The 23,527-nt window shown below is 63.9% G+C and carries 18 protein-coding genes; 10 read left to right on the forward strand and 8 right to left on the reverse strand.

The window, feature by feature from the left end; all coding sequences use genetic code 11:
- The 3 genes from QP413_RS04510 to QP413_RS04520 all read right to left on the reverse strand — a co-directional run.
- A partial coding sequence (locus QP413_RS04510) for a malate synthase G (protein WP_284780817.1) occupies positions 1–1,604 on the reverse strand: 1,604 nt, incomplete at its 3' end.
- An 89-nt stretch (positions 1,605–1,693) separates the two neighbouring features.
- On the reverse strand, positions 1,694–2,173 hold the full coding sequence (locus QP413_RS04515; RefSeq protein ID WP_284780819.1) for an acyl-CoA dehydrogenase family protein: 480 nt from the start codon (positions 2,171–2,173) through the stop codon (positions 1,694–1,696).
- A gap of 2 nt (positions 2,174–2,175) precedes the next feature.
- Positions 2,176–3,297: an MFS transporter gene (locus QP413_RS04520; protein ID WP_262369104.1), complete on the reverse strand. Its 1,122-nt coding sequence runs from the start codon at positions 3,295–3,297 to the stop codon at positions 2,176–2,178.
- A gap of 109 nt (positions 3,298–3,406) precedes the next feature.
- Here QP413_RS04520 and QP413_RS04525 point away from each other — a divergent pair, with 109 nt between their 5' ends.
- A complete protein-coding gene (locus QP413_RS04525) occupies positions 3,407–4,060 on the forward strand; it encodes a CGNR zinc finger domain-containing protein (RefSeq protein WP_083317944.1) in 654 nt (217 codons plus the stop codon).
- A gap of 134 nt (positions 4,061–4,194) precedes the next feature.
- Here the strand turns inward: QP413_RS04525 and QP413_RS04530 are convergent, their stop codons facing one another.
- On the reverse strand, positions 4,195–6,399 hold the full coding sequence (locus QP413_RS04530; RefSeq protein WP_284780820.1) for a malate synthase G: 2,205 nt from the start codon (positions 6,397–6,399) through the stop codon (positions 4,195–4,197).
- 465 nt (positions 6,400–6,864) lie between these two features.
- Between QP413_RS04530 and aceA the strand changes: the two genes are divergently transcribed.
- A complete protein-coding gene (aceA, locus tag QP413_RS04535) occupies positions 6,865–8,157 on the forward strand; it encodes an isocitrate lyase (protein ID WP_148791782.1) in 1,293 nt (430 codons plus the stop codon).
- A gap of 193 nt (positions 8,158–8,350) precedes the next feature.
- Complete coding sequence (locus QP413_RS04540; protein ID WP_284780821.1) at positions 8,351–8,839, forward strand: carboxymuconolactone decarboxylase family protein; 489 nt, start codon at positions 8,351–8,353, stop codon at positions 8,837–8,839.
- A gap of 85 nt (positions 8,840–8,924) precedes the next feature.
- Here QP413_RS04540 and QP413_RS04545 read toward each other — a convergent pair whose 3' ends face one another.
- Both QP413_RS04545 and QP413_RS04550 read right to left on the reverse strand, forming a co-directional pair.
- Positions 8,925–10,655, reverse strand: coding sequence for a VanW family protein (locus QP413_RS04545; RefSeq protein WP_284780822.1), 1,731 nt, complete (start codon positions 10,653–10,655; stop codon positions 8,925–8,927).
- Between the two features lie 163 nt (positions 10,656–10,818).
- Positions 10,819–12,033 carry a glycoside hydrolase family 3 N-terminal domain-containing protein gene (locus tag QP413_RS04550; protein ID WP_284780823.1) on the reverse strand — a complete coding sequence of 405 codons (1,215 nt, stop codon included), beginning with the start codon at positions 12,031–12,033 and terminating at the stop codon, positions 10,819–10,821.
- 79 nt (positions 12,034–12,112) lie between these two features.
- On the opposite strand from QP413_RS04550, the gene QP413_RS04555 reads away from it, so the two are divergent.
- From QP413_RS04555 to QP413_RS04565, 3 genes are all read left to right on the forward strand, one after another.
- Complete coding sequence (locus QP413_RS04555) at positions 12,113–12,679, forward strand: universal stress protein (protein ID WP_284780824.1); 567 nt, start codon at positions 12,113–12,115, stop codon at positions 12,677–12,679.
- 97 nt (positions 12,680–12,776) lie between these two features.
- Positions 12,777–12,986, forward strand: a complete 210-nt coding sequence (locus QP413_RS04560) for a DUF2613 domain-containing protein (RefSeq protein WP_012359452.1) — start codon at positions 12,777–12,779, stop codon at positions 12,984–12,986.
- Positions 12,987–13,011: 25 nt separating this feature from the next.
- Positions 13,012–16,881, forward strand: a complete 3,870-nt coding sequence (locus QP413_RS04565; RefSeq protein WP_284780825.1) for a DUF3367 domain-containing protein — start codon at positions 13,012–13,014, stop codon at positions 16,879–16,881.
- Here the strand turns inward: QP413_RS04565 and QP413_RS04570 are convergent.
- Positions 16,791–18,083, reverse strand: a complete 1,293-nt coding sequence (locus QP413_RS04570; protein ID WP_284780827.1) for an acyltransferase — start codon at positions 18,081–18,083, stop codon at positions 16,791–16,793. The two genes, QP413_RS04565 and QP413_RS04570, sit on opposite strands and share 91 nt — an antisense overlap.
- Between QP413_RS04570 and QP413_RS04575 the strand changes: the two genes are divergently transcribed.
- The 3 genes from QP413_RS04575 (at position 17,992) to QP413_RS04585 (ending at position 21,418) form a co-directional block, all read left to right on the forward strand.
- Positions 17,992–18,192 (forward strand): hypothetical protein, encoded by a 201-nt coding sequence (locus tag QP413_RS04575; RefSeq protein ID WP_284780901.1) that lies wholly within the window; start codon positions 17,992–17,994, stop codon positions 18,190–18,192. The genes QP413_RS04570 and QP413_RS04575 overlap by 92 nt on opposite strands.
- A gap of 145 nt (positions 18,193–18,337) precedes the next feature.
- On the forward strand, positions 18,338–19,543 hold the full coding sequence (locus tag QP413_RS04580) for a DUF3068 domain-containing protein (RefSeq protein ID WP_284780828.1): 1,206 nt from the start codon (positions 18,338–18,340) through the stop codon (positions 19,541–19,543).
- A gap of 81 nt (positions 19,544–19,624) precedes the next feature.
- Entirely contained in the window at positions 19,625–21,418 is a 1,794-nt protein-coding gene (locus QP413_RS04585) for a hypothetical protein (protein WP_284780829.1), read from the forward strand.
- 2 nt (positions 21,419–21,420) lie between these two features.
- Here QP413_RS04585 and QP413_RS04590 read toward each other — a convergent pair whose 3' ends face one another.
- Positions 21,421–22,602, reverse strand: a complete 1,182-nt coding sequence (locus QP413_RS04590) for a glycosyltransferase family 4 protein (RefSeq protein WP_284780831.1) — start codon at positions 22,600–22,602, stop codon at positions 21,421–21,423.
- Between QP413_RS04590 and QP413_RS04595 the strand changes: the two genes are divergently transcribed.
- Entirely contained in the window at positions 22,602–23,507 is a 906-nt protein-coding gene (locus QP413_RS04595) for a class I SAM-dependent methyltransferase (protein ID WP_284780832.1), read from the forward strand. The two genes, QP413_RS04590 and QP413_RS04595, sit on opposite strands and share 1 nt — an antisense overlap.
- Positions 23,508–23,527: the final 20 nt, after the last annotated feature.

Here is a 23,527-nt window from a genome sequence, read left to right on the forward strand (position 1 = left end):
AACATATCCGCCATCAGGTCGGTCTTGGCCCACATGCCCTTACCGATCTGCGCCTTGCCCGGCAGACCATGCTCCAGACCAGCGTCGACATTGTTGTCCTCATAAGCGATCTTCCACGGCGCGGTCTGCAGGTCCGCCTTGCGAACCATCGGGCCGGCCAGCATGGAAGTGTGGATCTCATCACCGGTGCGGTCCAGGAAGCCGGTGTTAATAAACGCCAGGCGCTCCTTAACCTCGGCGATGCAGGCATCCAGGTTGGCGGTAGTGCGACGCTCCTCATCCATCACACCGACCTTCAGAGTAAAGCGAGGCAGGTCCAGCAGGTCCTCCACCGCTGCGAACAGCTCGTTGGTGAAAGCAACCTCCTCCGGGCCGTGCTGCTTCGGCTTCACAATGTAAATCGAACCATTACGGGAGTTACGCAGCGGGTTATTCTCATCCAGACCCGGAATCGCAGCAGCCGAGGTGATGACGGCATCCATAATGCCCTCGAAGATCTCCTCCCCGTTGGCATCCAGGATCGCCGGGTTCTGCATCAGGTGGCCAACGTTACGGACGAACAGCAGAGAACGGCCGTGCAGACGCAGCTCCTCACCATCACGGGAGGTAAACACACGATCCTCATTGAGCTTACGGGTGAAGGTTCGCCCCGACTTGGTAATAGTTTTTGTCAGATTACCAACATTTAGCCCAAGCCAGTTGCGATAACCCAGAGTTTTATCCTCTGCGTCCACAGCTGCCACTGAGTCTTCAAAATCGATAATTGTCGTCACTGCGGATTCGAGGTTCAGGTCCTTCACGCCGGCCTTGTCGGTCTTGCCGATCGGGGACTCCGGGTCGATCTGGATGTCGATGTACAGGCCATTGTTGTACAGCAGGATGTCAGTCGGGTTGGCCTTGTCACCGCCGAAGCCTGCGTAGACCTCCGGGTTGCGCAGATGCACATCGTTGCCGACGATGGTGGCGGTCAGCTGGCCGGCAGCGACGGAGTACTTGGTGACGTCCTTGTGAGAGCCGGATTCCAGCGGTACAACGCGGTCCAGGAACTCACGACCCCACTCGATGACCTTGTCGCCGCGAACCTTGTTGTAGCCGCTACCCTTCTCCTGGCCGTTTTCCTCGGAGATGGCGTCGGTGCCGTAGAGGGCGTCGTACAGGGAACCCCAGCGGGCATTCGCTGCGTTCAGCGCGAAGCGGGCGTTCAACGCCGAAATAACCAACTGTGGGCCGGCGGTCTCTGCGATCTCGCTATCAATGTTCTGGGTCGCGATCTCGAAGTCGCCCGGCTCGTCGACCAGGTAGCCGATCTCACGGAGGAAGGCCTCGTACTCCTCCGGATCCTGAGCACCCTTGTGGTCGGCATACCAGGCGTCCATCTTCTTCTGCAGCTCGTCGCGAGTGTTCAGCAGCTCGCGGTTGCGCGGGGTGTACTCCTCGACGATCTTGCCGAAGCCATTCCAGAACTTCTCCTGCTCCTCGGCGGAATCCTTCCCGATGACGGGAAGTAGCTCAGTGTTAACAAAGTCGTAGAGAGTCTTGGCGACCTGAAGACCGCCGGCTGTTACGCGCTCGGCACCTTGAGAGTTAGTGGAACTAGAAATCATTGTAAAATACTCCTTTTCAGAAAACATCTAGCAAGATCGTCACATACCGAGAATATTGCTGGCTACATAATTCAGAATCATCTCCTCACTCACAGGTTCCGCTCGAAACAAACGGATCGGCCAAAAAATTCTGAGACGCGATAATCCCCCGCAAATCCATTGCCACCATGGGTCTGGGTCGCGCGATCAACGCTCTTTACCGCAGCCTTATCTGCAGCAAATTTTAAGTAATTCGCGCTAGCACCACAGTCTCTGTCGGAATCAAAATCTGAAGCCGTACGAAAAGTCATGTTCCGAGTCAACTTAATATCCATTTTGACCTCTGGGAGTGGCCGCGACGTGGCGTGATTGGTGGATATGGTGTTTACCAGCTCTGCTTCTCTGACAGACTTATGTTCTTGAAATATTCTTCTCAACACTTCGCGCCCGTTCAGCTGCAAAGTGAAACCAGCGCCAATCGGCTCCAGCGATTCGGCACTGCCAATCAGCTGAATCTCGTATCTTCCAGGATCCAAGAGATTAGCCAGCGCAAGACCAGCAATTCCTGCCCCTACAATGCCAATCTTCATTTTTAGGTAGTCCTTGTTTGGTCAATATAGCTCTGCCGGGCAAACACGGACCCCACCGCGACCATTAGGATCACCCCCAACGCCATGCAGAGGCTTGCAACCGGCAACCCGGTTAGATCGATGAGATATCCACCTGCCAGAGGGACAACACTCGCAGCGACATACGTACCCAAACTCAAAAGTGCCGTTGCTCCAGGCACCGATTCTTCGTGGACCTCTTGGTGGATGAGCCCAAAGCTGCCCAAATTACTAATCCCTTGCCCGGCACCTATAAGCACCGCGCTTAGAAGCAGGATCCATACGCTCTGTTGCGTCATTGCTATGCCAAAGCTGCACATCGCCAACGCGATTAGCACCAGAGAGAGCCTAATGTGCGCAAGGCTGTGGAGTCGACGGACTACACTTTGTGCGATCGGGCTAACCGCATACATACCTCCCGCAATCAGGCCAGCGCCCAGGGGACCGCTCGTTTCGCTAATTCCGTTGAGAAGTGTTGGGGATAGCGCCAAAACTATTCCAGCAGCCGTCATTCCCGGGCCAAAAGCTCCGAGACCAGCAATAACAACGCGGTTGTCTCTCCTCCCCAGCCCCTTGTGAGGCAACAAGTCTCGCCTGGGCTTACGCTCCGTCTCCGGCTCTGTTCCGACCACTACCAGCGATATTGCGAGAAGGAGAGCCATAAGAACGAAAACCGTCTTCGTTGGCCATGGAGCCAACTGCGCAACCACTCCTGCAAACAGGGGTCCGCCCGCCAACCCTATTGCGATACCTAACGTGGCCGTGAGCGTAGCTTTAGAGGATTCATCCTCACTAGCCATACCTTGCACAGCAGATGGCCCTAGCACCAAGAGAGTTCCGGAGCACAGACCCGTAAGGATCCGAGCCAGTAGCAGTACTGGAATGCTGTCCGCTAAGACGTATAAGAGACACGAAACAATACCGAGCACCACAGCCACTTGCTGCGTACGTTTCCTTCCCCAGCTATCGCTGAGCCCCGGCGCTAGCAGGAAGGCTGGCGCGAGCCCTCCAAGGTACATGATGAAGATGAGCGTCAATGTCCCTGCAGAGAAGCCAATATCCGCACGCCACAGTTCCATCAGCGGTGTTGCGAGGTTCGGCAGCATAAACCCAGCCACCAACGGGAACGCATACAAAGCTAAAGGGAGTGTGCGACGTGTCATACTCCAACACTAACCCCCTGAGGGGGTTAGTTCAAGGGGTACTCTAGATTTTATGAGCACTTCATCCACAGACCAGCTGCACCACCTTCCTTTTGTGTTTTATGGCGAGCGGCCCGCTCTTGACTTTGCGAATACGCTTCGGCGCCGTAAAGATCCGCTGCACCCTACGGTCGACCTTCTACACGATCGTTCTGACTTCGCCAGCTGGCTTAACCAAGCTCGCCGGGCAACGTCATGGGCCGGTGAACTTCCTGAGCTTGTGGAGGCTCCAACGCCGATTGATCAGGCAAGCGTTACGGCGATACGCGAGGCAGTTCTATTCTTGGCAGAGCATAGCCTCGGCATGAATACGCTCTCCTCATTCGAGTTAAACTCCAGAATCGATGTACTCAACGAATGGTCCGCTAGGCGGCCTTTACTTCAGTTGGACGCTCAGTCCTTCTCTCCACATCCGCTTCACAGTGAAGAGTCTGATCCGAGGAAAACGCTGGCAAAGAATCTTGAGCTGGAGCAGGCATTAGGTTTTGTCGCTGCCGATGCGGTTGCACTTTTCGGAACTAAAGACCGGCAGCGATTGAAGATATGCGGCCACGAGCGTTGTGGAATTCTCTTCGAAGATCGCTCTAACGGCCTGCGTAGGCAGTGGTGCTCGATGAAGGACTGTGGCAATCGGGCTAAAGCCCGTCGCTACGCCCATAACAAGTAGCCCGAACCTTTAACCAGTGCCTACCCTGCAGCAGTCGAAAAGAAAGGTCCCGCCCCAAGGCTGCGTTAACAGCCTCAGAGACGGGACCTAGCTTGCTGAGGTTCGCGAGAACCAGCACCCCTAGATTTAACTAATTAGGCGATGCCGTTTTTAGCCTTAAACTCCAAACGACGGGCGTGCAGGATCGGCTCGGTGTAACCGGCCGGCTGCTCCAGACCCTTAAAGACCAGGTCCTTTGCGGCCTGGAAGGCCACAGAGTCGTCGAAGTTCGGCGCCATGTCGCGGTAGGCAGCGTCCCCAGCGTTCTGCTGGTCGACCTTCGCGGCCATGCGCTGCAGGGAATCGAGAACCTGCTCCTCGGTCACCACGCCGTGCTTGAGCCAGTTGGCCAGGTGCTGGGAGTTAATGCGGCAGGTCGCGCGGTCCTCCATCAGGTCGATGTCGTGGATGTCCGGGATCTTGGAGCAACCAACACCCTGCTCCACCCAGCGGACCACATAACCCAGGATGGACTGGGAGTTGTTGTCGATCTCCTCGGCAATCTCCTCAGCAGACCAATCAGCGGACTCGGCCACCGGCAGGGTCAGGATGTCGCCCAAGGTCTCGCGACGACCCTCGGTGCGCAGCTTGTCCTGCACCTCGAAAACATCCACCTCGTGGTAGTGGGTCGCGTGCAGCGTCGCACCAGTCGGGGACGGAACCCACGCGGTGGATGCACCCTCCTTCGGCTGACCAATCTTCTGGGCCAACATATCCGCCATCAGGTCGGTCTTGGCCCACATGCCCTTACCGATCTGCGCCTTGCCCGGCAGACCATGCTCCAGGCCAGCGTCGACATTGTTGTCCTCATAAGCGATCTTCCACGGCGCGGTCTGCAGGTCCGCCTTGCGAACCATCGGGCCGGCCAGCATGGAAGTGTGGATCTCGTCACCGGTGCGGTCCAGGAAGCCGGTGTTAATAAACGCCAGGCGCTCCTTAACCTCGGCGATGCAGGCATCCAGGTTGGCGGTGGTGCGGCGCTCCTCATCCATCACACCAACCTTCAGAGTGAAGCGAGGCAGGTCCAGCAGGTCCTCCACCGCTGCGAACAGCTCGTTGGTGAAGGCAACCTCCTCCGGGCCGTGCTGCTTCGGCTTCACGATGTAGATGGAGCCGGTACGGGAGTTGCGGTGCGCGTTCTCCTTGTTCAGGCCCTCGATCGCGGCCGCGGAGGTGATGACGGCATCCATGATGCCCTCGAAGATCTCCTCACCGTTGGCATCCAGGATCGCCGGGTTCTGCATCAGGTGGCCAACGTTACGGACGAACAGCAGGGAACGGCCCTGCAGGCGCAGCTCGGAGCCGTCCTTGGCGGTGTAGTAGCGGTCCTCGTTGAGGGTACGGGAGAAGGTCTTGCCGTTCTTCTCAACTTCCTCGGAGAGGTCGCCGACGTTCAGGCCGAGCCAGTTGCGGTAGCCCAGGGTCTTGTCGGTGGCGTCGACGGCTGCGACGGAGTCCTCGAAGTCCATGATCGTGGTGATGGCGGACTCCATGAGGATGTCCTTCACGCCGGCCTTGTCGGTCTTGCCGATCGGGGATTCCGGATCGATCTGGATCTCGAAGTACAGGCCGTTGTTGCGGACCAGGATGCCGGACGGGTTGGACTCCTCGCCGGCGTAGCCTGCGTAGACCTCCGGGTTGCGCAGGTTGACCTGCTCGCCGTCGATCTCACCGGTGATCTGACCGGAGGTCACGGCGTAGGCGGTGACGTCCTTGTGGGAGCCGGACTCCAGCGGGATGACGCGGTCCAGGAACTCACGACCCCACTCGATGACCTTGTCGCCGCGAACCTTGTTGTAGCCGCTGCCCTTTTCCTGGCCATTCTCCTCAGAGATGGCATCGGTGCCGTAGAGGGCGTCGTACAGGGAGCCCCAGCGAGCGTTCGCCGCGTTCAGAGCGAAGCGGGCGTTGAGGATCGGGACGACCAGCTGCGGGCCGGCGGTCTCTGCGATCTCGCTATCAATGTTCTGGGTCGCGATCTCGAACTCGCCCGGCTCGTCAACCAGGTAGCCGATCTCGCGGAGGAAGGCCTCATATTCCTTCGGATCCTGAGCACCCTTGTGGTCGGTGTACCACTGGTCGAGCTTGGCCTGCAGCTCATCGCGCTTGGCCAGCAGCTCCTTGTTGCGCGGGGTGAACTTCTCGACGATCTCGCCGAAGCCATCCCAGAACTTCTTCTGGTTTTCCTCGCCGGACTTACCAGCCTTCGGAAGAACCTCGTTATTCACGAAGTCATAGAGAACCTTGGCGACCTGGAGGCCACCAGCGCTGACGCGTTCGGTCTGCTGAGTCTGGGCCATATTCGACTCCTTTATGTTGCGGTTTCCCATGTGTATTACCCCTCCCACATTAGGTGACCTCGATCACGAAAGAGGCAAACCGGCCGACGAGCGAACAGCGACTACCCCCGTTCGCTGGCGAAAAGCAAAAATTTTCGTTGAACAATATCCCGAGTTACCCCCGGATGAAAGAGCTCAACGCCCAGCATCACCCCTGCACGAGAGACAAATCACACCACAACGGGAAAAATCTGAACAGATAGAACTTTGCAAACTTTGCAAAAAGGGCGAGTACCCCCACACAATTCACTCGCCCGCAACCCGTTGACGTGCAGGAACGCTTTGGTAGAGTGGCCTGTGACACACAAGGTCGAGCCCTTCAACCAGGTTTTACACCGGGATCACCGGCCCGACTTGAGCGTCGTACGGCCTCAGAGGTTCGTACTGTTAGGCACAATTCTCCACCAACAAAGGGAGTGACATCACATGTCGACTGTCGGAACTCCACGTACCGCAGCTGAAATCCAGAAGGACTGGGACGAGAACCCGCGCTGGGCACAGGTCAAGCGTGACTACACCGCTGAGCAGGTTGCAGAGCTCCAGGGCAACGTCCTCGAGGAGCACACCCTCGCACGCCGCGGCGCTGAGATCCTCTGGGAGGCCGTCAACAAGGGCGACGACTCCTACATCAACGCTCTGGGTGCACTGACCGGTAACCAGGCTGTCCAGCAGGTCCGCGCTGGCCTGAAGGCTGTCTACCTCTCCGGTTGGCAGGTCGCAGGTGACGCCAACCTCTCTGGCCACACCTACCCGGACCAGTCCCTGTACCCGGCAAACTCCGTGCCGACCGTTGTTCAGCGCATCAACAACGCTCTGATGCGTGCCGACGAGATCGCTCGCGTCGAGGGCGACGACTCCGTCGAGAACTGGCTCGTCCCGATCGTCGCTGACGGTGAGGCCGGCTTCGGTGGCGCTCTGAACGTCTACGAGCTGCAGAAGGCCATGATCAAGGCTGGCGCCGCTGGCTCCCACTGGGAGGACCAGCTCGCTTCCGAGAAGAAGTGTGGCCACCTGGGCGGCAAGGTCCTGATCCCGACCCAGCAGCACGTTCGTACCCTGAACGCTGCTCGTCTGGCAGCTGACGTTGCTAACACCCCGACCCTGGTCGTCGCACGTACCGACGCCGAGGCTGCAACCCTGCTGACCTCCGACGTCGATGACCGCGACAAGCCGTTCCTGACCGGCGGCCGTACCGCTGAGGGCTTCTACAACGTCCAGAACGGCATCGAGCCATGCATCGCTCGTGCGAAGGCATACGCTCCGTACGCTGACCTCATCTGGATGGAGACCGGCACCCCGGACCTCGAGCTGGCTAAGAAGTTCGCCGAGGCAGTCCGCGAGGAGCACCCAGACCAGCTGCTGGCCTACAACTGCTCCCCGTCCTTCAACTGGTCCGCACACCTCGAGGCAGACGAGATCGCCAAGTTCCAGAACGAGCTGGGCGCAATGGGCTTCAAGTTCCAGTTCATCACCCTGGCTGGCTTCCACGCCCTGAACTACTCCATGTTCGACCTGGCTTACGGCTACGCTCGCGAGCAGATGACCGCATTCGTCGACCTGCAGAACCGCGAGTTCAAGGCTGCCGAGGAGCGCGGCTTCACCGCCGTCAAGCACCAGCGCGAGGTCGGTGCAGGCTACTTCGACGCCATCGCAACCACCGTCGACCCGAACTCCTCCACCACCGCTCTGAAGGGCTCCACCGAGGAGGGCCAGTTCTAATCACGGAACTGTCCGCCTAGCGCACCGGCCACCACACACCACAACAACGGCCGCGCGCTAGCACCACCCAGCCGGGTGGGAACCACATCACTGTGGCTTCCCACCCGGCTTCGTGTTTTCCGCTAGCCTCCGCCATTACGAAGCCCAGTCCACCAACCCAAGCCACAACCAACCCAAGCCCCGAAGGGAAGCCATGAGCCCCGCCGAACGCCCATTCCTCGACAAGACCCACCCCGAGACTTATAAGGCACTCGCCGGCGTGACCCGCCACGTCCGCCGCGCGGAACGCGCCGCTGGTCTCAGCCGCGCATTCACCGAGCTGGTCAACGTGCGCGTCTCACAGCTCAACGGCTGCCCCGCCTGCCTGAGCGTGCACGTCCCCGCCGCCCGGCGCGCGGGCGTATCCGAGCTCAAACTCGACCTCCTGCCCAGCTGGCAGGATGCCGAGGTCTACGCCGAGGAAGAACGCATCGCCCTCGAGCTCGCCGAGGCGTTGACCATCGGCCGCAGCACCACCGGAACAATCAGCGGCCCGGAGCTGGTGGACGTCCAGAACCGGGCACTACGCACCCTGGGTGAGGAGAAGTTCACCGCCCTGGAGTGGGCGATCATCACGATCAACGCCTTCAACCGCGTGTCCATCGCCAGCGGTCACCCGCCCCACGAGGCCAACTACTCCTAAGGTCAGCCCCTCGCACCACAGCGCATCGCTCGTGCGAGAACAAAAAATGGGCGCCCCACCCGGGGCGCCCATCACTGTTTCGCTGCTAGCTACAGCGCACGATCGGCTGCGGATCGTAGACCGTGGTCTGCGTCTCGCGCTTGATCTCCTTGCCGCGCAGGTCCTTGATCACGCGGGTATCCGTGACCGTGAAGCCTGGCGCACCACCCGATGGGATGCACTTATCGCCCTTGCCCTTGCGGACCTCCGGCTTCGTGGGGTTGGTGCGGGATCCCGCGATGGACTCCACCTCAACCTGCTTCACGCCGCGCATCCGCACGGTCACGCTATCCGAGCCTGCCGAGGCCTCGATCAGCACCGGGGTATCAAACGGGTTCTTGAACTGCAGGTCGATCGCGCCCTCGAAGACCGTGGCCTCACGGCCGGCCGGGTAGCGGGAGATGTAGTAGGAGTGCGGCGTGTGGGCCACGTCCTCCATGCCCGCAAAGTAGGAGGCGTTGTACAGCGTGGTGGCGAACTGGGAGATGCCGCCACCCACGGCCTCGCCTGCCTGACCGTCGATGATGATGCCGGACTCCACGAAGCCCTGTTCCTTGCCACGCGGCCCGGTGTGGCCATTCAGGCTGAAGGTCTCGCCCGGCAGGACGATAGCCCCGTCGACCATCTCCGCGACGCGGCGGATGTTCACGCCAGAGGAGGCGCTGAATCCGTGGGTCGTGAAGCTGCTGACCACGTCGTCGAAGTGGGCCTTCTCGGCCTCCTCGGTCGTGTACTCGGCCTTCTTGTCCTCGTAGAAGACCTTGTGCTCGCGGTGCTTTACATCCAGCACCTTCTTGCCCAGGTCGCCCAGGGTCTTGTCCCACTCGATCTCCACGCCGTCCTGGTGCGGGATGACCTCAATGTCGCGGCCCTTGAAATTGAAGCCCGCGTTGCGGAACTCCACCTCGGTCTCCGCGAGCTGCGGCTGCAGGATCTTCTTCGCCGCCTCAGTGGAGTACACCGGCTCGAAGGTGCCCGTGCCCGGCTCCTTGCCCGGCTTCTCGTTGAAGCTGACGACATGCGCCATATCTTCCGGGCGTAGGGTGCCGTCCACGTGGTCCCGTCCCTTGAAGACGACGTCGCCGCTGGTGGCCGGCTTGATGACCTTCTCGACCATCTCCTCTGCCGCAGACTTCGGGATATTGGACTTCACGACGTCCGCGTCGACGTGCACGGTGCGGTCCTTGTTCAGCCAGTGTTCCCGGACCCGCGCGTCGACCAGGTCTCGGTTGACGGTCTGTCCCGGCTTATCGGCGACGACCTTCGGCTTGCCCTTCTCCGTGATGGAGACGTGCGCGTTCTCTGGCTCGCGGGTGAGCTCATCGGTCACGCGGCGCAGCGTCGTCGCGAGGGGTCCCTCGTGGAACTGGGAGACGATGCCGACCTCGCGGGTCTGGAAGAAGCTGCGGATGCGGGTGATCGGGTTCAGCGGCTGCTGCCCCGCTTGATCGACGGTCTTGGACCAGTCGACCTGCAGGCCGGAGTCGCGCGGGTCGACGATGCTGGACATGTTGCCCGCGTTGACGGTCACCGGCTGGCGCACGACGTCGCCGAGGTTATTGACGAGGCGCTGTTCCGCCTGGTCCTTCGGCAGCCCGCCGATGTCCACCCCACCCACGGTCACGCCACGGGGCACCTTGCCCTCACCCATGGCGTAGTCCACTCCGTAGAGGACCCCGCCGAGGCCGAGGAGAATAAGGAGTCCCCAGGCGAACAGGGGCCAGCGGCGGCGCTTGTGGCGCGGCTTTATAGTCTTCTTTTTCGCAGCTGCCGCCATGACGGCGTACCTTCCTAGTTCGATTCCTTAATAGGCAGGGTGCGGCTCCATCTAGCGTGTGAAGATGCCCGCACCCAGCAATAAGGCACAGTCTATAGGCCGACCAGCGTTTCTAGGAACTTTCTCAGGTCTTTAACTTCCGCACTATCGCTGGGTTTTCAGGCTATCCACGGCCTGGGTTTTCCGTTTCTTGCGCAGGAGGGGTGAGCCGTTCGGCGCTGCGCTGGGCTTGTTCGGGTGCGATCTCCCCGCGTCGGATCGCCTCGGTCACCGCGTTAATGAGTTCGGTCAGGTCGAATTCGCCGGCCGCTGTCAGCCCCTGATCCGCGCCCGCAGAAAGGGCCGCGACAACCGCTTCTGCACCTGGGTAGTGGTCGGTGACCGCGCGCATCCCGGTGAGGTCGTCGGTATAGACGACCCCCTGGTAGCCGCCGAAGCCCTCCCAGCCCTTGCGGAGCAACCCATAGGTGGCTGGGCTGACTGAGGCCGGCTCGTCGGGGTTCAGCCCCGGCGCCTGGACGTGCCCCATCATCACCTCGACCCCCGGAATCTCCAGCAGCTCAGCGAAGGGCTTCAGGTCAGCCTGCTTGAGCTGCTCCACCGGCGGAACGAAGACCTCACCGGTGTGGGAATCCCCGTTGGCGTGGCCATGACCTGGGAAGTGCTTGAGCACCGGGGTGATACCGGCGTCCAGGAGGCCTTCCACATAGGCGCGGGCATAGCGGGCCACCACCTGCGGGTCGGAGCCGAAGGAACGCGAGCCGATCGCGTTGTCCTCGATGTTCTCGCCACCAGCCAGGTCGATGGAGGGGGCGAAGTCCACGGTGAATCCCAGCTCGGCCATCTTCCGGCCGTGCTCCGCCATCATGTCCCGCACCTGCTCAGGGGTCATGGTGCGAGCCATGTCCCGGGGCGCGGGCAGGGTGCCGATCAGCTCGGCGAGCCGCTGAACCATCCCACCCTCCTCATCAACGGATACCCGCAGCGGCTCCCCCGCTCGGCGCTGCAGCGCGGCGATGCTCCGCTCGGGATCGCCCTGCCCATTGAGCATGCTGAAGTCCGAGCCGGTGCCGAAGAAGAGGTGCCGCACCCCGGCGTCCACGGCCGCCCGCGCGCTCTCGAAGTCCGTCACCCCGACCGCGAGGAGTTTCGGCGCGAGCTCCTCGGCCGGCACCTGCGGTGCCGGCGGCGTGGTCTCTGAGGCGCTGGCCGGGGACGTCGTCGTCATAGAAGAAGACGGGGCGGAAGAGGGAGCGGGATCCTCGTCCCCAGCAGAACAGCCGGCAGCCAGGCTGAGACCGGTGACCAGGGCAGCAGCGGCGGCGGGACGCGCCGTCCTACTGCGGAAACGAAGAAGAAGGGAAAGACGGGAAGTCATCATTCCAACGTACTAACCTGGGGAGAAGAGCAACAAGTGTTGGCATGAAGCCGGCAACCCGAAACGAGGAAGGCATACCGTGACTGATCCCGCCCAGACCGCCCAGGATGCATCCACCCCCTCCCCGCAGCCAGAGGCGCAGGAAGGCAGCACCGGCAGCCTGAAGGGCGATACCGTCCTCATTGCCTACGACGGCAGCGAGCAAGCTAAGGCGGCCATCGATTACGCCGGGCGCTTCCTGTCCGCGAATAACGCCTACATCCTCACCGTGTGGGAGCCCATCCACCGCCAGGCCGCCCGTGCCGCGGGTATGAGCGGGATGATGCAGCACGATTGGTCGGTGGATTCGCCGGAGGAAAACGAGAACGAGGACCCCGCATATTCCGAGGCTGTGGCCACCTGTCGGGAAGGTGTGGAGTTTGCTCGCAAAAACGGCTTTGCCACCGAACCCTTTTTGGTAGAGTCTGAAACAGCCATCTGGAGCGCCATCGTCGACGCTGCAGAAGAGCTCGATGTAGACATCATCGTCACTGGTTCCCGGACGCTGAGCGGGTGGAAGGCCATCCTTCAGTCCAGCGTCTCCGACAGCATCGTGAAGAATGCTGGCCGGCCAGTGCTTATCGTCCCGACTGTCGAGGACGATTAAGGACTTGGGGTTCACCACTACATAAGTCCACAACACCCGATGCCACCCCTCTCCGGCTGGAGAGGAACGGCACCACGACGACGCTTTAAGGATTCCCATGCCATTCGAGAACGACTCCGCACCACGCCGCACCGCCGGCCCGGCCATCGCCGCTATCGTTTCGGGCGCCATCCTCGGTGGCCTCGTCGCTTTTGGCGCTGGCGCTGCCGCCGATAACACGAGCCTGCCTTCCGCAGAGGCTGTCGCCGTCGACCAGGACAGCGCCTTCCTGGGTGCGGTGCAGTACGGCGGCCGCGTCGAGAGCTAGCTCAACGCTGCACACTATCCGCTAGGTGAAGGCCCCCGTCCACTCGAGCATGCGCAGCCGCGCGTGGCTGTTGTGCGCCATCGGGTGGCTGGCCTTCGCCTTTCTCCAAGCCCCTGGGCTATCGGTCGCTGATACCAAGCTCGACCTGATTCAGAACCCCTGGGGCTTTCTTTCCCAAGCGCTCCAGCCGTGGACTGAGGTGTTCCCGCTGGGGCAGCTCCAGAACCAGGCCTACGGGTACCTCTTCCCGCACGGCCTGTTTTTTGCGCTCTTTTCCTGGCTGCCCGCCTGGGTTACCCAGCGCCTGTGGTGGGCACTCCTGCTATTCCTGGCCTTCGCGGGGATGGTCCGGCTGCTGGAGAAGCTGCCGGTCGGGAACAACTTCTCCCGCATCGTGGCGGGCGTTCTTTTCGCGCTCTCTCCCCGGGCGCTCACCACCTTGGGGGCGATTTCTTCCGAGGCCTGGGTGTGCGCGCTGGCACCGTGGGTGCTGCTGCCGCTCGTCGACGTGCTGCGGCCGCGAGCCGGGGCTGGCACCGGAGCTGATGCCGGTGCCAGCGGCAATTCCACCGCGGATTCCACCGGCCGTACCCTGAGCGCCGAGGACAAAGCCCTGCTGCGCCGGGCCGCGCTGCGCAGCGCGGTGGCGGCCCTGTGCATGGGCGCGGTCAACGCGGTGGCCACCGCTGTGGCGATCCTGCCGGCGGTGATCTTCTGGCTCGCCGCCTGGCTGCGCCGCGACACCCGGGGGCAGGTGGCCTACTTCAGCCGCTGGTGGGTGCCCGCTGGGCTGGCGGTCTGCTTCTGGTGGGTCGGCCCGCTGCTGATCCTGGGCCGCTACTCCCCGCCTTTCACGGACTACATCGAGTCGAGTTCGCTGACCACCCGCTGGCTGAACCTGCTGGAGAACCTGCGGGGCACGACCAGCTGGGTTCCCTTCCTCTCCTCCGAGCGCGTGGCCGGTGCCGCTTTGGTCGGCGAGCCGGTGTTCATCCTGGCCACCCTCGCGGTGGCGCTGCTCGGCCTGTGGGGGCTGGCCCGGCGCGATCTTCCAGCAGCTGGGGTCTGGCTGAGCATGCTGGGCGTGGGGCTGGCTGCGCTCGGAGTCGCGGTGGACCCCTTCTCCCTGCTCTCCGGCGGAGCGCGTTCCTTCCTCGACGGCGCTGGTGCCGCGCTGCGCAACCTGCACAAATTCGACGTCCTGGTGCGGCTGCCGCTGATGGTGGGCGTGGCCCACGCATTGGCCCACGTGCGGGTCCCCGGCCGAGACCGGGCGGGGATGCAGCAGTGGCGCCACCCGGAGAAGAACCCCCATGTGGTGAAGGTGTTCGCTGCCGTACTTCTGACCGTGCTGGCCACCGCCCCCGGCTGGTCCGGCCGGATCGCCCCAGCCGACGGTTTCCGTGGCGTGCCGCAGTACTGGCGGGCCGCCGCGGACTGGCTGAATGAGCACAGTACCCAGCCGGAAGACGGGCGCGTCATGCTGCTCCCGCAGGCGCGTTTTGGGCGCCAGACCTGGGGCAATACTCGCGACGAACCCGCCCAGCCACTGCTGGATGTGCCGTGGGTGGTGCGCGACTCCGTGCCGCTCGTGCAGCCGGATGCCATCCGCGGGCTGGACGGCATTCAGCGCGAGGTTCACTCCGGGCAACCCCTGCCCACCCTGGCTGCGACCCTGCGTTCCCAGGGCGTGGGCCACGTGCTGGTTCGCACTGATCTGACGGTGGCCGCGGATACCCCGGGGGCTCATTCGGTGCTGCGCACGCTGCGGCGTTCGGGTGGCTTCCGCGAGGTCGCGGCCTTCGGGGATGGGAAGGCCCCCGAGGTGCGCATCTTCGCCGTCACTCCCGAGCAGACTGGGGGCGACGCACCACAACCGGCCGGTGGGCTGCGGGAGATCGACGCCGAGCAGGTGGAGATCGTCTATGCGGGGCCCGAGGCCCTCCCCCGGCTGGATGCTGCCGACCGCGCCCTGGGCCGCACCGATACTCCGCGCGTTCGGGTCCTCCACCAGCAGCTCGCAGGAACCGGCATGGGCGCGGATGCCTTCGCCGAACGCGGCCCGCAGACCCTCACCGACACCCCCGCCCGGCGCGATCACAACTACGGCAACGTGACCAACGCGGATTCCGAGATCCGCGCTCCCAAGGACTCCACGCGGGTGCTTAACCCGGTGCGGGACTATCCGCTGACCAGTGTGGCAGAAGGAGCGGATCCGGCAAACCAGGACGTGCACCCGCTGACTGAGGTGCGCACCACCGGCGGCGCAGTTCGGGCGAGCAGCACCGCGGCGGACCCTACGGGATTCGGTGGGGCAGATACTCGCCGTTCGCTCACCGCCGCGGTGGACGGCAACCCGGATACCGCGTGGTATCCCAGCCCGGGGCGCGCGATCGGCCAGTACCTGGAACTGGAGCTGGACAAGCCGCACCGGGGCCTCAGCGTCTCCCTGCTCACCCAGGGCTCGGATGCGCGCATCCACGCCGAGAGCTTCCGTAGCGATGCCGGGGATAGCCCGCTGGGCAGCACGACGGTGACGGTCAAGGCCGGTGAGGCCACACGCATCGCGATCCCGGGCGGCAGGGGCGACCGGGTACGCCTCCAGCTGCTGGGGAGCTTCTCGGACGTGGGATTCTCGGAGGTCAAGGTCTTCGCCACGGACGGCGCCGGGGCGGCCCAGGATGTCACGCCTCGGCGTGTGCCGACCGTCCCGGCGCTGCAAGGTTCTTCGGCGCGCTACCTCAATCGCTTCGTCTTCGGTCAGGAGATCCCGGAGCACTCCATGGTGCGGGAGTTCACGGTGCCGGAGCACCTGGCAGGCCAGGAGTTGGTGCTCCACACCGCTGACTGCGAGGATTCCGGGCCGCGCGCGGAGTCTGCGGTGGTCCGCGTCGACGGGGAGGATTACCGCTGTGGGGAGCGCCTCTCCCTGTCGGAAGGACGTCACCGCCTGGCCACGACGGCGCGTTGGGCCGCTCTCTCCGTGGCTGAACCGCTGTACGCGGAGGCGGTTTCTGAGGCTCCCGCAGCCAATCCTCTGCCGGTGGTGTCCCAGAGTGGTGGCTCGGGCGGTGATGACCGCTTCCATCTGGGGCACTCCTCGGAACAGCGGGTGGTGTTCCTGCCCTCCAATGCCAATTCAGGCCGGGTGGCCACCCTGCACGTGGCGGACCCCGAGGGCGCCCGCGAGATCCGCCTGCACCCGATGGTTGTTAACGGCTGGCAGCAGGGCTGGGTGGTTCCCGCGGGTGTGGGCGGCACGATCGCGCTCAGCTTCGCGGCCACCGGCTTGTACCAGGCGTGGCTAGCTGCGGGACTGATGCTGGCGCTCACGGTCGTGCTGGCCTGGGCGCTGGCGGAGCGGCGCGCTCGCCGGCTGGGCAGCCGGGCGGGCATCCCAGCAGCGGTTGGGGCTTCGGCACATTCGAGCGAGGTCACCGCGGCGGCCGACGAGGCATCCGATGAGCCCACCCAAGAGGCTCAGCCCGAGCCCACTGCCGCAGGCTACAGCGCCACCGGGCTCAACCGGGCCCAGCGCGGGGCGGCATTGCTCGCCACCACGACCCTGGCGTTCCTGCTGGCAGGCCTCCCGGGACTGGTGCTCGCGGTGATTCTGGCCCTGCTGCAACTGGTGCTCGCCGGCCCCTCCCTGCAACGCTGGGCTGCATCGCGCCCCATCCTTCGGTCCCTGCCGACCGGAGGTGTGCTGCGCATCGTCGCCGGCTCGGGCGCGTTCCTGGCAGCCGTGTTCGCGGCGCAGGGCCCGTGGACCGGTCGCCACTACGCCGGGGACTCCTGGGTGGTTCAGCTGGCGCTGCTGGCGGTTGTGCTCGCCGTGTACTTCGCCCACATCTTGTTGATCCCCACCCGGGCGGGCTCCTCCACCAAGGCATAGCTCAGCGCGGCGACCGGCACGGTCAGCACGAAGGTCGCGATCATCACGATCACCGTGTGGACGTGATTGCCGCTAAACATCGGGACCCCCAGCAGTGGGAAGACCACCGAGAGGATCGCGATGTGCCAGAGGAAGATCGCATAGGACCAGCGCCCCAGCGCCTGCATCGGCGCGGACTCCAGGAATGCCGAGCGTGGCGCCAACGCATAGGGGGTGATCAGAGCGGCGGCGAAGACCGTGCCGTAAATCGTGCGGCGCGCGAACTCAGCCGGGGTGGCCTGCACCAGCCCCTGCGGGCCATCCATGGCCGCAACCACCAGCGCCGCCAGTGCGATCAGCCAGAACAGCGGCCGCAGTCGATACAGTGCCGCCACCAACCGACGACTGCGCTCCGGGTTGCCCAGCACCCAGGCCTCCGCCTCCGCGGAGAGGAACCCGATCGCGAACCAGGCCGCGAACGCCGGGGGCATCGTGTGCGGGTTCACCCGCCCCGGCTCCAGCTCCCCGGTGAAGGGCGGCAGGAAGGCCCAGTAGTAGCTGATGAGCCCAAGCGCGGCGATGACGAGCACCCGGCGCCAGCGGGGCTGTTTCCCAATCAGCAGGGCGATCAGCGGGAGCACGAGGTAGAAGGTCAGCTCGACGGACAGCGACCACAGGTGCGTCATGCCACCGACCAGGCCGTCGGCGAAGTAGACCTGCGCCATGAGCAGGTTCTCCACGATCTGCTTGGCTGAGGGGTTATCGGCGACCGGCAGGAAGAGGAAGACGAAGAGCATCATCACCCAGGCCGCCGGCATGATGCGCCCCAGGCGCTTGACGTAGTAGCTGGCCACGCCCCGCCGGTTGCGGAATTGCACGTGCTGGCGGCGCCACAGCAGGAAGCCGGAGAGGGCGAAGAACACGGGCACGAAGAAGTCCGTGCGCGCCATGATCTGGTTGATCAGCGAGCCAGTGTCCGTGCCGGTCTGGAAGGCCACGTGCGTGATGATGATCCCCGAACACGCGATCGCGCGGAGCCCCTCCAGGGAGGGCAGGAAGGGGGTCTTGGGGTGAGCCGTCGTCCGCACTGAACCGGTTCCCGACGGTGCCACGGTTCCCGAGGACGACGTCGTGGGGGCCCCAGACGTTGCGCTGGACGACGTCGTGGACGGTGCGGACGGCCCCGTCTGTGAAGCCTTCTCCGACGCGGACGCAGAGCGCATACTCACCCTCCTCGGTGCAGTGATGGGCGCGCCAGTGGATCAAAAACCACCGTGGCGGGCGGGTTCCTGGCCGTTCATTTTAGGCAGCCGACGCGTACTTGAGGACTGAAGTCGTTGTATAGCAATAAAACCAGAGAATTTTTTGTTTCTTTCCCCTTACATACTTTCATTTTTGGCTAAAGTATGGCGAACACGTTGTTGTAAGAGGGATCTCTGGGCAGAGAGGCCTCAAGGACACTGAACGGAATTGCCATATGAGAAAAACCATCTCCCTAATCTCGATCGTTTTGGGAGCAGCTCTGCTGGTCTTCGCGATCGCCCTTCCGACCTACGTCGTCCCTAAGGGCAAGGTTCTGCCGCTGGACGTCGTGTCGACGACGAGCACCGAGCCGGTCGAGGCTCGCCTCCTCGACTCGGGAGCGCTGGCGAAGGGCAAGCCCGTGGGGGATAACAAGAACCGCCCGGAGTGCAAGGGGGACAACAAGGAAGTCTCGTGCTTCATCTGGAAGGACGTCGAAATCCAGACCCAGAAGTTCACCACCGCGCAGGAGCCGAGCGACAAGAAGCAGGTCACCCTGGAGGTTGGCCAAACCGTCTTCCGCACGGACAAGAGCGAGCCGGATAACCTGCTCTCCGCCACCATCGACCGCGTCACCCTGGACCGCAAGACTCAGATGCCGGTGACCGACCCGGTCTCCTCCCTCAACCTGGCTCCGCCGAAGGGCAAGGACGCGGAGGGCTACACCCCGCCGGAGTTCGTCCGTAAGGGCCTGCAGTACCAGTTCCCGATGGGCGCTGACCGGAAGTCCTACCCCTACTTCGACGCCCAGACCCTGACCACCAACCCGATCGACTTCGTCGACGAAGGCGAGCAGGGCGGCGAGAAGATCTACACCTTCGAGCAGACGATCGACCCGACCCCGCTGTACGACGCACAGAAGAAGTACCTCGAGTCCGACGGCTCCCTGACCGCCGCGGAGGAGGGCGTCCTCGCCTCGCTGAAGCTGACCTTCCCGGCGAAGGTCTGGGGCCTGAAGGACGACGAGATCCGTAACCCGAAGAAGGGTAAGGACAAGGACGAGGAGTCCGACGCTGGCCCGGACGTCGAGATGCAGCGCTACTACACCGTTAACCGCAAGATCAGCATCGAGCCGGAGACTGGCGCGATCGTCAACGGTGCCGAAGAGATCTGGATGTTCTACGCGCAGGACGAAGAGGAAGCCAAGGAGATCGCGAAGCCGGAGAACCGGGAGCGCGAGCTGGCCAACCCGAAGCGCACCGCAATGTACCTGCCGGCACAGTGGGACGAGAAGTCCAAGGAAGGCCAGATGGTGACCGCCAAGGAAGGCCTGAGCACCATCAAGACGATGGGGACCACGGTTCCGATCATCGCTGGCCTGCTGGGTCTGTTCCTGCTCTTCGTCGGCCTGTGGCTGCAGCGCGCACCGCGTAAGAGCTAGATCGCAATCTAGTCGCCTGACGTTTTAAGCCCGCTTTCCGTTTCTGCTTTCGCAGCAACGGGGCGGGCTTAAACTTCTATTGTGAGCTTTTCCATGAATTCGACGCCGACGCGGGGACTGGCCACAGGTGAGTCCGGCCAGTCCACCCCGCGCGTTCCGGCGTGGGGGCTGGGGCTGTTCATCCTCACGGTCACCGCCAGCACGCTGTGGCCCTTCTGGTGGGGCCTCATCCCGTCCCGGGATCGGGCCTTCATGCTCCGCGACATGATGGTGCCCTTCAGCCTCACTGCCAATGACCTAGTACTCGGCAAGGCGGACTATGCGCCGCGGGCGCTGCCGCAGGACGCGATCCTCGCGGTCTTCTCGCCCATCATCCCCTCGACCACGTTGGCGGCGGCTTTGGTGCTGATCGCGGCAGCCTGCGGAATCCTTGGCGCGGTGAAGATGGCCCGCGACATGGCGGGCGCCCACCGGGCCACCCAGCTGGTGTGCGGGCTGTTCGTGGTGTGGAACCCGTATGTCATCGAGCGGCTGCTGCAGGGTCAGTGGTCGCTAGCACTGGCGGTAATGCTGCTACCCGCGATCTCCTACTGTGCGGCGACGGGATTCCGGGGCCCGCAGGTGCTGCTGATCAGCCTCGCGGGGCTGACCCCGGCCGGGCTGGTGTTGGGCGCGCTCGTCGCCCTGGTCTTTAGCCCGACGGCGCGTTCCCGCGCCCTGGTGCTGCTCACCAGCCTCGCCCTGGCAAGCCCCTGGCTGCTGGTGACCCTGCTCAACGGCACGCCCTCTCGGTCTTCGGCCAGCAGCGCGGAGGCATTCGCGGTGGGCCCGGATGGCCCGCTGGGCACGGTGGTCTCGGTGCTGGGGCTGGGTGGTATCTGGAACGCCGGCGCGATCCCTCCCTCCCGGGGCCTGCTTGGCGCGCTGGCGGGGCTCGCGCTCTTCCTTTTCGCGGCGTGGGGCATCGCGGAGCTGTGGCGCGTGTACCGGGGCGTTGCGGTGCTCACCGCTGCGGCCTTCTCGGTCCCCCTGCTGCTCGCAACACCGGTTGGGCTGGCCCTGATGCGCTTTCTGGTGGCGCATGTCCCGGGGGCGGCACTATTCCGCGATACTCACAAGCTCGTGGGGCTGGCTTTGCCGGGCCTGATCCTGCTGCTGGCCGTAGGTCTGGAGCGGTTGCGACAGCGCGCGGTATCCACCAGCAAGGGGCTCTCCCCCGCCGGCGCCCGACTGATGGGCGGGGTCGCACCCCTAGCCGTCGGCACACTGGTCATCGCTACCGTGCCTGGTTATCCCGCGGACGTCGCCCCCACCGCCCCGCAGCGTATTTCGCCGGCATGGGCGAGCTTCGCGGAGACGATCTCTGGGGTGCCACGGACCAAGATTCTGCTCTTCCCTCCCGGCAATTACCGCCTGCGTGAGGACGGCGAACCGACCCTCACCCCGGCGTTGAAGATGCTGCCTGGTCAGCCGCTGGATCCGCAGTTCCTCATCGTGGATGGCAAGATCGTCGACGGCGATCGGGATACGATCCGGCTTATCAAAGACACGATGGCGGGCCGGGACACGCTGGCAGCCAGCGGTGTGGGCTGGGTGATCGCCGACCGGCCGCTGATGCGCGGCGACGAGAAATACCAACAGCTCGACGAGCTGCTGGAGGCGTATCCGATGGTCGACGAAGTCGAGGGCATGCAGCTCTACCGCATCCCGCAGCCGCACGGGGCTGGCAGCAAGCAGCCCTCCACGCCCGCGGTGGCGGGCATGGTCTTGTACTGGATCACCCAGCTGGGCGCGCTGGGCGCGGGCTTATGGTCGCTGGGCCAGGCGCGGCGTGACGCGCGCCGGCGCGCCCTGGCCGCCGAGATCTCCGGATAGTCCTAGCGTTCGGCCTTCCGGGGCTCCGCAACCTGGTGCAGCAGTACCTCCCAGGCCCGGCCAGTGTTCTCCCAGGAGTACTGGGCGGCCCGCCGCTCGGCAGCCTGCCCCATGCGCCGGCAGCGTTCGGGGTCGTCCAGCAGGTGCTCCACAGCGTTAATCAGCCCACCCGGGGAGGTGGCCAGCAGGCCGGTCTCCTCGTCCACGATGGAGTCCCGCAGACCTGCGGAAGATTCGTAGCCCACGGTGGGCACCCCGTGCTGGGCTGCCTCGATCACGGCCAGCCCCCATCCTTCCTTTCGGGAGGGCATGACGTGGATGCTGGCGCGCTGCAGGATGCGGTGCTTGAGTTCCTCGCTGACGTAGCCGTGGAAGACCACCTTGCCGTCCACCCCGAGCTCCTGGGCATACCGGCGTAGATTTTCCGCCCACCAGCCATCTCCAATGACGTCCAGGCGAAGGTTGGGGTGGCTCCGCTGCAGAGCAGCGAGGCAGTCGAGAGCGTGTTCGATCTGCTTGTGCGGCACCAGTCGGGACAGCGCGACCAGGTAAACGGGCTTATCCTCCCCTTCCTGGGCGCTGTGCCCCCGTGCGGCCTCGGGCACGGGTTCGATGCCATTGCGGATGATCGTGAAGTTCTCAGCCGGCACGCCCAGCGCGGCGAATTCCTCCGCCGAGGGCTGCGAGACCGTGACCCAGCGGTTGCGGCGATGGATCAGCGGGGAGATCTTGGATTCCACGAGCCAGCCGATCCGGGAGAGCACCGGGCCGGCAACCGACCACTGCTCGCGGTGGCAGTGGTGAGTGAGCACCACGGTGGGGGCGCCGGAGACGAGGGAGGCAAAGAAGGGCACACCGTTTTGGGTATCGACGACCACGTCCGGGGTGCCCATCTTCCCAATCACGCCGACCCGCAGGCCGAGCCGGGCCGCCAGCAGCGCCAACAGCGCGCGAGGGTAGACGCTCAAGTTTCCCCCGGCGCGGGAGAATTTCAGCCAATAACCGCCGCGCTGGACGTGCTCGGTTTTCTTCGCTCCCGGGTAGTAAGCGGTGCGGTAAATCACCTCGTGTCCTTGGGAGGCGAGATACTGCCCCACCTGTTCGAGGTAGCGCTCCGAACCACCGCCCTCCGGGTGGTTGGTGTCGCGCCAGCACAGCAAAATTACTTTTAGGGAACGACTCATTGTGCATCACACCCTACCCGGATTCGACCCCAAACACTTCTGGTTATGTCACAATTCCTTCCATGACTTCCGCGCACCCCGCCCGGCGTTTCTTCCGGCGCATCAGCACTGCCCTCACCGCCCCCGCGGGCAATTCCGCCCTGCGTTTCTGGCGCCCGAAAGCCAGCCTGCGGCGCGCGGTGGGCCTGCTTTCGGACTTCCGGTATGAGCAGACTCGTCCCGACATCTTCTACGGTCACCTCGCCGAGGACACGGTGGGGCTCATCGAGGCCCTGTGGCGCGGCGCGACGGGACGGGAGCTCGCTGGCTCCAAGATTTTGGACGTCGGTGGCGGGCCTGGTTACTTCGGTGTCGCCTTCGGCGACGCGGGCGCGGAGTACGTGACCTGCGAACCGGACGTGGGCGAGATGGCAGCCGCGGGCATCACCCTGGCCTCCTCGGTGCGGGGCTCTGGGATGGAGCTGCCGTTTATCGACGCCGCCTTCGACATCACCTATTCCTCTAACGTCGCCGAGCACGTGCCGGAGCCCTGGGTGATGGCCGATGAGATGCTGCGGGTCACCAAGCCGGGCGGGGTGATGATCTACAGCTATACGGTGTGGCTCGGCCCCTTCGGCGGCCACGAGACAGGCCTGTGGGAGCACTACGTGGGCGGGGAGTTCGCGGCGCGGCGCTACGAGAAGAAGATGGGCAAGCCGCCGAAGAATCGCTGGGGCGAGTCACTATTCAACGTCTCCGCGGCCGATGGTTTGCGATACGGCCAGCGGGTTGCCGCCGCAGGCGGCGCTGAGTTGGTGGCGGCGTTCCCGCGCTATCACCCCTGGTGGGCGTGGTGGATGGTGCGGATTCCGCTGCTGCGGGAGTTCGCGGTATCCAATCTGGTTCTGGTGTTCCGGAAGGCCTAGCTGGCGGTAGCTCGGGGAGG

The sequence above is a fragment of the Corynebacterium sp. UMB4614 genome (assembly GCF_030217065.1).
Taxonomy (GTDB): Bacteria; Actinomycetota; Actinomycetes; order Mycobacteriales; family Mycobacteriaceae; genus Corynebacterium.